The 8959-nt window shown below is 64.7% G+C and carries 11 protein-coding genes and 1 pseudogene; 7 read left to right on the forward strand and 5 right to left on the reverse strand.

Features of this window, described 5'->3' with window-relative positions; genetic code table 11:
- The first annotated feature begins 167 nt into the window (after nt 1–167).
- A pseudogene (locus tag AC3EO7_RS30370) lies at nt 168–619 on the forward strand (cytochrome P450).
- Between the two features lie 133 nt (nt 620–752).
- Here the strand turns inward: AC3EO7_RS30370 and AC3EO7_RS30375 are convergent.
- The gene (locus AC3EO7_RS30375; protein ID WP_435593092.1) at nt 753–1367 is read right to left on the reverse strand and encodes a TetR/AcrR family transcriptional regulator; all 615 of its coding nucleotides are present in this window, start codon (nt 1365–1367) and stop codon (nt 753–755) included.
- A gap of 87 nt (nt 1368–1454) precedes the next feature.
- Here AC3EO7_RS30375 and AC3EO7_RS30380 point away from each other — a divergent pair, with 87 nt between their 5' ends.
- The gene (locus AC3EO7_RS30380) at nt 1455–2150 is read left to right on the forward strand and encodes an SDR family NAD(P)-dependent oxidoreductase (RefSeq protein ID WP_435593093.1); all 696 of its coding nucleotides are present in this window, start codon (nt 1455–1457) and stop codon (nt 2148–2150) included.
- 384 nt (nt 2151–2534) lie between these two features.
- Here AC3EO7_RS30380 and AC3EO7_RS30385 read toward each other — a convergent pair whose 3' ends face one another.
- From AC3EO7_RS30385 to AC3EO7_RS30400, 4 genes are all read right to left on the reverse strand, one after another.
- A complete protein-coding gene (locus tag AC3EO7_RS30385; RefSeq protein ID WP_435593094.1) occupies nt 2535–2993 on the reverse strand; it encodes an SRPBCC family protein in 459 nt (152 codons plus the stop codon).
- Between the two features lie 189 nt (nt 2994–3182).
- Nucleotides 3183–3683, reverse strand: a complete 501-nt coding sequence (locus AC3EO7_RS30390) for a DinB family protein (RefSeq protein ID WP_435593095.1) — start codon at nt 3681–3683, stop codon at nt 3183–3185.
- A 23-nt stretch (nt 3684–3706) separates the two neighbouring features.
- Nucleotides 3707–3868 carry a hypothetical protein gene (locus AC3EO7_RS30395; RefSeq protein WP_431971003.1) on the reverse strand — a complete coding sequence of 54 codons (162 nt, stop codon included), beginning with the start codon at nt 3866–3868 and terminating at the stop codon, nt 3707–3709.
- A gap of 59 nt (nt 3869–3927) precedes the next feature.
- Nucleotides 3928–4818 carry a helix-turn-helix domain-containing protein gene (locus AC3EO7_RS30400; protein WP_435593096.1) on the reverse strand — a complete coding sequence of 297 codons (891 nt, stop codon included), beginning with the start codon at nt 4816–4818 and terminating at the stop codon, nt 3928–3930.
- A gap of 392 nt (nt 4819–5210) precedes the next feature.
- Between AC3EO7_RS30400 and AC3EO7_RS30405 the strand changes: the two genes are divergently transcribed.
- The 5 genes from AC3EO7_RS30405 (at nt 5211) to AC3EO7_RS30425 (ending at nt 8273) form a co-directional block, all read left to right on the forward strand.
- Nucleotides 5211–5411, forward strand: coding sequence for a hypothetical protein (locus AC3EO7_RS30405; RefSeq protein WP_431971001.1), 201 nt, complete (start codon nt 5211–5213; stop codon nt 5409–5411).
- The gene (locus tag AC3EO7_RS30410) at nt 5412–5738 is read left to right on the forward strand and encodes a type VII secretion target (RefSeq protein WP_431971000.1); all 327 of its coding nucleotides are present in this window, start codon (nt 5412–5414) and stop codon (nt 5736–5738) included.
- 11 nt (nt 5739–5749) lie between these two features.
- Nucleotides 5750–6661, forward strand: a complete 912-nt coding sequence (locus AC3EO7_RS30415; RefSeq protein WP_431970999.1) for a WXG100-like domain-containing protein — start codon at nt 5750–5752, stop codon at nt 6659–6661.
- A gap of 108 nt (nt 6662–6769) precedes the next feature.
- Nucleotides 6770–7564, forward strand: coding sequence for a hypothetical protein (locus AC3EO7_RS30420; protein WP_435593097.1), 795 nt, complete (start codon nt 6770–6772; stop codon nt 7562–7564).
- A 571-nt stretch (nt 7565–8135) separates the two neighbouring features.
- Complete coding sequence (locus AC3EO7_RS30425; protein ID WP_431970996.1) at nt 8136–8273, forward strand: hypothetical protein; 138 nt, start codon at nt 8136–8138, stop codon at nt 8271–8273.
- The last annotated feature ends 686 nt before the right edge of the window (nt 8274–8959 follow it).

Below are 8959 nucleotides of genomic sequence, written 5' to 3' on the forward strand. Positions count from 1 at the left end.
ACATCAAGTGGCAGTGCGTAGTTCGTCAGCAATTGTTACGCCGGACGTTAGCCGGAGCGATCCTCGATGCCACTCGATGGCCAGATATCGCAGCCAGCAGTCCAATTGCGCGAATCTCTGTTCCCTGGTCCTCTATCCAAGATTTCCCTGACATCCGCTTCGAGGATGTGGCCAAACTACGGGGCTTGCGGCGGGTCGTCGACGAGACGTTGCGGCTGTGGCCGACCGGACCGGGCTACTTTCGGCGCGCACGCCAGGACACGACGCTCTGCGACGGCAGATACCGTTTCCGGCAGATGGATTGGGTGCTGGTTTTGCTCCTTGCGGCGCACCGTGACCCGGCTTGGGTCCCGACGCCGACGAGTTCAATCCTGACCGGTTCCTTCCCGACAACATCCGGAACCTGCCACCGCGCATCTTCAAGCCGTTCGGCACGGGTCCACGAGCCTGCATCGGTCGGCAGTTCGCCCAGCACGAGATCACTGTCGCACTGGCTGTGATCCTGCACCAGTTCGACCTGGAACCCGACCCGGACTACCGACTCGACGTCCGCGAAACCCTCACCCTCAAACCCGCGGGTCTACGACTGCGACCTCACCCGCGAACGAGCAACAAGTGAGCCAGAGTTCATTGAAATGTCTCCGACGGCATAAGCCGGTCAGACAGGGTCCTGGCTGCTTTGCATCATGTGAACCGGCTTGCGAATTGTCATCGATCGGTCTGGTCGGTGCCCGGTTGATCGGCCGGGCGAGCTACTCGGCGGACACTCGAGTGTCGCGGGGCCTGAGCAGGTTCTCGACGAGGGTGTCCACCAGTCCGCGTGGGATGCTCGACCCCCTCAGGGCGCAATAGACGATCGGGCCGACGAGAGCGTCGATCGTGGCGTCGGGGCCGAGGTGGGGCGAGATCTCGCCGGCGTCGATTGCGCGCGTGAGCATGTCGCATTCCTGGTCACGGCGTGGACCGAGATAGCGCTGGTGAAAGCTTGTGGCTGTGTCGGGATCATGCTGCGCCTCGGCGATGAGCGCGAGCAGGACCTTGCCGGCGGGGTCGCGGGTAAGGAATCGCGCGAAGCGGCGTAGGTAGCCGCGGATGTTCTCTGCCGTGGGCTTTTCCGTCGGAACGGGAAGGTGCTTGGTGCTGTCTTCGATGAGCGTGTCGAGCAGGATCTCGACCTTCGAGGGCCACCAGCGGTAGATCGTCTGCTTGGCGACGCCGGCGCGCCGCGCGATCGCCTCGATGGTCAGAGCCCCGAATCCATTCTCGACCAGCAGATCGTCTGCGGCATGAAGTACAGCCCGGCGCGCTGCCTCGTCGCGTCGAGGGCCGGAGTGCGCCCTACGGGGCTGGGAGTTCGCGGCGGGCATGCGAGACACCATACCCATCAGCGGTGTCGGGCTGTAGTCTAGTCGCAACGTCGCGTCTAGACTAAGTATCACAACGTAGGAGTGAATGTGTCCGCCACGTCCCACCGCCAAGCTCTCGTCATCGGTGCCTCTCGAGGGCTGGGGCTCGTCCTCGCCGACGAGCTCGCTCGACGCGGCTGGCGAGTCATCGCCACGACGCGCCGCAGCGGCGGCTGGCTGCAAGCGAATGCCCATGCCTCGCAAGGACTTCTAGAGGTCGAATCGTTGGAGATGACAAGCTCCGTCCAGCTGGCCGAGCTGTCCGAGCGCCTGGCCGATCGTCGGTTCGATCTGCTCTTCGTCAACGCCGCGATCGACCGAGGCGATCTGCCGATCAGCGAGGTCTCGACCGACATGTTCACCGAGGTGATGATCACCAACGCGTTGAGCCCCCTGCGCACCCTCGAGGCCCTGCGCGGACTCGTCGCGCCCGGCGGGACCGTCGCAGTCATGTCCTCCGAGCAGGGCAGCATCTCGCGAAACACCGAGGACGGCTACGAGCTCTACAAGGCCAGCAAGGCCGCGCTCAACCAGCTGATGCGCAGTTACGCCACCCGCCATGCCGGCGATGGACACACCAAGCTGCTCATCGACCCCGGCCACAACCAAACCCAGCTCGGCGGCCCCGACGCGCCTCTCACGCCCCGCGAGAGCATCCCCGCCGTCGCCGACGTCCTCGAAGCACAAGCCGGCGCGCCCGGCCTGCAGTTCCTGGATCGCCACGGCGAGACCGTCCCGTGGTAGAGCTCCCGGCGCCTCGACCTGCTGAACCGACGTTCTGCTGCGCGATCGTCGGCGTTGGATGACACCGCTCGAGATGATCTCGGCCCGTTGATCTTCGGCGCTGCAGCGCGGCAGGTTCGACCCGTGCGGTTCGCGGCACGACAGGGCGTCGGAGGCTGGAGCTGGTACAGCGCCGGCCTCACGACAGCCCGGGGCGATGATCACCGCACTCGCAACGCACTGTGGTCGGGAGGGGCGGCTGACATGGTCACTATTGACAACGCCGTCGCGGCACGGTGCGGACTGTCGAACGCCGACGCGGGCCGCCGCAGTCGAAAGAACCGCCATGCCACACCAGAATTCCTGCGCACCTCGTTGGATGCGACTTTGCGACGCTGATCACGGTCAGGGGTTGGGCGGCCCCGCCGCGGTGGCTGCGTAGTCGGCGAGGTCGTCGGCCATGCGCTGCATCACCCGGGGAAGGAAGAAGGGCATGATCCAGCCGATCCCGGGCCGCATACGCCAGGTGCCGCGCCAGGTGATGGTCGTTCCGCCCGTGGGAGTCGGCTGCAGTTCGACGACGGCGCGATAGTCCTTCATGGCGAAGTTGAAGGCATCCTCGTACGCGAGGAGCCGATCCTGCACGAGTTCTGTCAGTCGCTCACCGGTGACGACCCGGCCGGTGCGGAACGCGCGGACCGCGCCGATGCCGTCGTTGCCGCGCGAATCGAGGCCGCTGGAGCGTTCCTCGACCAGTTCGTCCAGCCCGGAGGACCAGCGGGGCCAGCTGTGGCCATCGATCAGCAAACCCCACACCGTGCTGACGGGAGCCGAGGTTGTGGAACGTACTCGGTAGTGCGGCACGTCATATCCTTCCTGCGTTTTCAGTCGACGCGATCTGCACGGTGAGACCGAGATGCGTCGGGGGACAAGCTGTTTCCCGGCGTTCGGCGGCTGCCCGAGGTCGGCCACACGCTCTGGTCGCCGAGCAGACCGGGTCTTGGGGGACGGCTACCGCTGCGGTGGAGGCGAATTCGATCGAAGGTGATCGGTTCAGCGGCCGGTCGAGCCGTCGATCATTTCGCGGAGGATGTCCGCATGGCCGGCGTGGCGGCCGGTTTCCTCGATCATGTGGACCAGTGCCCAGCGGACGCTGGGGGTGGGGCGGTTCGACCGGGGCCGCGGGACAGGTGCACCGAGGTCGGTGCAGACGTCGAGGATTTCGTTGGCGTGCTCGACCGTGGCTCGGTAGCGGGCGACGACGTCGGCCACGCTGTCGGATGATGTGGCTCGGAACGTCGCAGGCCAGTCGGTGACGTTGTCGCCGAGGAAGATCGAGCGTTCGACATGAGTCAGGTGTTCGAGCAGGCCGAGCAGGTTGGTGCCCGACGGTACTGCGGCAGTTCGTGCTTGCGGTTCGGGGGCGCCCTCGACCTTTGCCGCGATCGAGGTCCGGAGATAGTCGAGGAATCCGCGCAGGGTCTCGGCCTCGTTGTTTCCGGTCCGAGGCGGCGGGGTGTCGCGGCAGCGGGTGCGGCCGGTCGTGCTGGGCATGGCGGTCTCCCTTGTCGCGAGCGTCAGGCGGTTCGGCGGATGAGCAGGACGTGGTCGGTGACCTCGGCGCTGCGCCCGCCCGCCCCGGTCGCGATCCGACGGGGTGCGTCGGCCCGCTCGACCATCCATGTCATCGGATTCAGGTCCATACCCGTGGCGACCTCGCCCGAGAAGATGTCGGCCATGGAATGAACCGTAAGGGCGAGTCATCCCCCACCCAATGCTCGAGATTGCGGTGCACCGGTCAATAATTGCGATACTCCGAGGGACGCGCCCCGGTGTGCCGCAAGAAGGCGGTTGACAGCGCACCAGGGCTTGCGAAGCCACACCGTGCCGCGACCTGGGCGATCGTCAGGTCGGTCTCGCGCAACAGCCGTTTCGCCTCGTCGATCCGTAACCGGGTGAGGTACCGGTACGGTGTCACCCCGGTCGCCTCCTTGAAGACCCTGACGAGGTGGTAGACGCTCAGATGCACCTCGCCGGCGATGTCGGCCAGGGTGATCGAATCGGCCAGCCGCGCACGCATCGTCGCGACGACCGTGCGCACGCGTGCGTCCTCGCGCGTCGGCGTCCGATCAGCAGGCAGTCGCGCATGGCGGGTGAGTAGATGCACGGTCAAGAAGGCCGCCGCGGCCTCGGCATACAGGTCGTCGGCCTCGCCCGTGCGACCGAGCGCTCGGACGGTTTCCTCGACCAGCGAATCCCCCGCGGTGACGGACGCGGCCATGGCCTCGTAGTCCACCGCGTGGCCACCCAGTTGCGCCACGACCGTATCGACGGTGTCACGCGGAATGTGGACTTGCACACTGCGCATCGCCCCGTCCGCCCGATAGCGGCGAAGGACAGGCCAGCCCGGGATCGCCAGCTCCGGCCGACCCGGCGCCCACGTGGAGCGTTGCGCCCGACCATCACTGCGCGTCTCCATCACGGCCCGCCCCGCGATGGGCACTACCAGGTGCAGGTCTGCCGTGCCCGGCAACGCCATGTCCTCGACCACGGGGACATGCTCGAACCGCTGCACGAGCAGCGACCGCCAGCCGGCAACCTCCCAACTGCAATACGTCCGCCGAACGTACCGAGCCGTATCGAAACCGGCATACGGCTCCAGATCGAAACGGGTCGAGTCGAACACCATGGGACCGAGATTATCGACGCTGGCAACAAGGTTCGATGGTCCCGACAGCACTGAGGCCCGCCGATCGCGCTCGTGCGGGTGCCTGGTCGACCATCAGTCGACGACGGCTGTTGCCTCGGAGTACATCGGGCGTGATCGCGGGGTCGTTGATGCCGGGCGTGGCGAGCATCGTCGGGATCATGTGACACGAGAAGACGATCAGCCAGTAGGCCCGACCTCCGGGATGGCGCTGGCGCAGCTCCGCGTTGGCTGACATTCGATGGAACCGGATGGGTCGATGGCGCGTCCAATACAGAGGACGAGATCGAAAGATCGCACTGTGATTTGCGTGGTGCGTGTTTCGTTGACAGAGTTCGATCGGACTGGACAGCTGGTGGGAGGGGGAGGTGTCGATGGTCGGCTTCGATCCGGGCAGTGCCGCAGGGGGATTGGCGCAGTTCGCGGCCGATTTGGGGCGGGCACGGCGGTTCGGAGAGCTGGAGGGGCGGATGGCGACGTTGTCCGAGTCCAGCGTGAGCGTGGCGGTGGACAGCAGCGGGGTGCCGACGGCGTTCGGGATGGGGCAAGAAGTCGTGGCTGGAACGAGGACATAGATGTGGAACAGCGACGACGTCGTCGTCGATCCGGAGAAGGTACGCGCGCATGCCAGCGCCGTCGAATCGACGCTCGGGAACGTCAGCAAGGCCAAGCAGGCCGCTGACTATGTCGCCAAGTTGGATGACGGCTACGGGGTTTTCGTCGGGTGGTACGCGGATCTGATGGTGGGCTCGCTGCACGAGCGGATCACCGACAGCCTGCAGAAGATCGTCGAAACGACCGAGGCGCTACCGAAGACGCTGCGGTACTGCGCGGATACCTTCGAAAACCTCGATGCCGGCCGTAAAGCCGAGATCGAGGGTCAACAGAACCAGATCAAATAGGGGAGGGAGCCGTGCCGTTCAACGACGCCGCGCCGCCTGAAGGCAATGAACTGATCGACGGGAAGGTCGACGACGACGAGGCTTACGGTTTCGACCAGAAGGCTCTGCTCCCCAGGATAAACAGCGACGGTGCCGAATCAGGTCTGCTCAAAGGCACGCCGCTGGGAGATGCCTGGGAAGCCGGCGGGCTCGTCAAGGAAGCGTTGAACGGGGAAGACCCGGTCAAGAACCTGTACGGCGCGGCCCTCAAAGCTTCCTCGGTAGCCGTCGCCGCGGCGGACGTGCTGGAGTACCGGAGCCGCATGTCCGCAGGGGTTCCCCTGGCGAAGTTCGATCCGTTCAATATCGTTGGCGCCCTGCTGATGGGCTGGATGCTGGAGAATGTCGAACCGCTGCGCAAGGCGCTCGACTGGGTCACCGGTAACCCGGACATGGTCAAGGCGTATTCCACGTCCTGGGAAAACATTTCCGGTGCGCTGACCGAAGCCGCCGCGACATGGAACACCGAACTGCAGAAAGACGTCAGTGAATGGGCCGGTGCCGCAGGCGCGGCCTACAAAGCCAAGGCCGATGCGTTCATGGCGGACATCGAGGCTCAGTCCTCCCTCGCGACCTCGCTGAGCAAAGTGAATGCCGCGCTCGGTGACCTGGTCGAGGGTGTTCGCGGTGTCGTGACCGAACTCCTGAACTGGCTGGCCGGCGTGCTGGTCGAGGCTGCCGCGATCATCATCTGCACCGGGGGGACGGCGTCTTTCGCGGCGGTCGCCCGCGCCAGCACGAGCATCGCGGGCGCAGGCACGAAGATGTCGCAGATCCTGCTCCAGCTTGCGAAAGAAGCGTCGACGATCATCGGAATGGTGCCGAAACTGATTCAGATCGTGCAGGGCGCAACCGAGGCTGGGATCAGATCGGCAACGGCGTAAGCGTGCAAGATCGCAGGAGGAGATCTCGTGGGTAGATACCGGAGCACGTCCAGCTTGCCGCTACCAGCGGATTGGGAACGAAAGGCGTTCGGCGCGTACCGCTATACGGTGCTGCCGTTCGTCATGGCGATGGTCGTGTGGCCGTTGGTTCTGGGTGGGATCTGGACAGCTGTGAGAGATCCGGAATCGGTGTGGGGCGTACTCCTCGGGCTCGTGCTTCTGGGCCCCTTCGCTGCTACTCTCACCCTATGGGGATGGTCGGAACTCCCCCGAACTGCTCCGGTGGCCGCTGACATTCGAGCCACCGGAGCTGGCTCCGCGCTCGTGCTGCCGGTGCCGCGCCCTTCCTCGATCGGAAGTCTGGTAGCTATCGCATTCGGAGTTGCCCTGCTCGGGGCCGGACTGTGGCAACTCATCGCATCGTTGAACGACGACTGGTCGTCCGGAGCAGCGTTCTTCTTCCTCATTTCCCTGCCAGCTTTGTTCGCCATCCTCATCGGCCTCGGCACATACCACCCTCGCAAGACCCTCGGCAACGTCGGCATCGTGCTCACGGCACAGGACATCTCGATCGATTACGGCAAAGGCCCGACCAATGTTGCCTGGCAGGACATCTCGGCAGTCGGCGCCCGCAGCCGCCGAGAGAAAAACAAAGTCGGCAGCGGAACCAACGTGATCACCCTTGTCACCGGTGATGCCGCCACCGGCTACCGAACCATCGACATCGGCCACAAGGATCTCGAGACCGACCCGACCCGGGTCTACCACCTGTTCGTGTTCTACGTGCGTAATCCGGGACTGCGATCGGAACTCGGGACCGAACTCGGGTTGGATCGCTTCCGGCGCGGCGGATACGTACCGGAACAGCCGACGGCCTTCGTCGACAGAGATCCGCGCCCTTGACAGCATCGCTGTCGGCTCGTGGGCGCGGATCGCGATGCGGGGCAGCTGGTCTGCTGGCACCTGTCAACTCGGGCGCGACCTCCGCGACGACCTCCGCGTTGCAGCGCCTCTGAAGCACTCGTGTTTGCGGCTGGAGGTCGCGAATGCGCAGGCCCTGGCAGTGCCAGGGTGCCCAGTCGGATTCGCGGTGTAGGGCGCCTCGTAGCCGCGAAATCAGCACAGTTCCAGTGTGCGGTCCAACATCACGGCAAAGTCGAATTCCTTGGTGCGCACCATATTTCGAGATACTAGAGCTATTGCGACCGATCGGTCAACTATGCAGCACTGCGGGCCGACTCGCAATTGGAGCGGTGCGGTCCGCCTGACGGCCACCGCCCCTGGCTGCACCAAGATCATAGACCGATAGTCGAATCAGTCTCCGGGACAAGCGATTCCGTACCGGCACCGGGTCCGCCGAGTTGCCTGATTCGCTCGGTGGGTTCGTCGATCTCGGGATCGGCAACCGACGGTCGCCGGTCGAGGCCGAGCGGGCGAGCTCTTCCTGGTGAGCCGACGGAAGGATCTCATCCCGGTGAACGGACACAACCACCACCCGAACGGCTCGCGGCGGCGATCGATCACCGAGAAGCGAGATGCCGAGCGCGGCGACCGCGACGACGCCGACGATCCATCGAACCTCCACTGGTGGAGCGCCGGAGCCGACCGGTGACCACCGGCTCGATCGAGCCTGCGGCTGGTCCTGAGTCAGAGTAACCGTCGTGATACTTCCGGACGGTTGACAAGGTCAAGATCGTACAAATACTGTTCGGTAACCATGAATCGTGTGCTGTCGTACGAAAATCCGAGAGGGATCATTGTGCCAATCCACACCGCCATCGCGTAGGTGCGACGTACGCACCTTGTTCGGGCACTACACCCTCTTACGCGCGCCCGATGGCGCGAAGGCTGCGTCCCTGGCATGCCACCGTAACGCTTCGGTTTTCTGAAGCGTCACTCGCTGATCGATTGCTCTGCTGAGCCCGGCGGCACAGCTGGGTCCAGTCTGCGCGCATCTCCTCGGGGTCCGGGTCGCCTGCGAAGGCGTTACGCATGCCTCGGGGTGATTCGCCGAGCCTCGGTCGCGTCGAAATCCATTATGCCGAAGTAGGAAACGTCTGAGTGGACCCCAGTTTAACAGAATCTTTAGTTTAAACCTAAATTTTGACCTACTAATTGATGGTTACCTGATCTGCTCCGCGATCCGGATGGTGTCGCGGGAGGCGGCGGTCGTTCACCGACCGCCATCGCTGAGGAGCCGCGGCGGAAACGCCGAATCGAGAACGCATTGCCGGCGGGGCGACCGGCAAACGTCTCCGATAACGGTGATCGGCAACAAACACACACGTCAGATGCTTA

This window comes from Nocardia sp. bgisy118 (assembly GCF_057708605.1).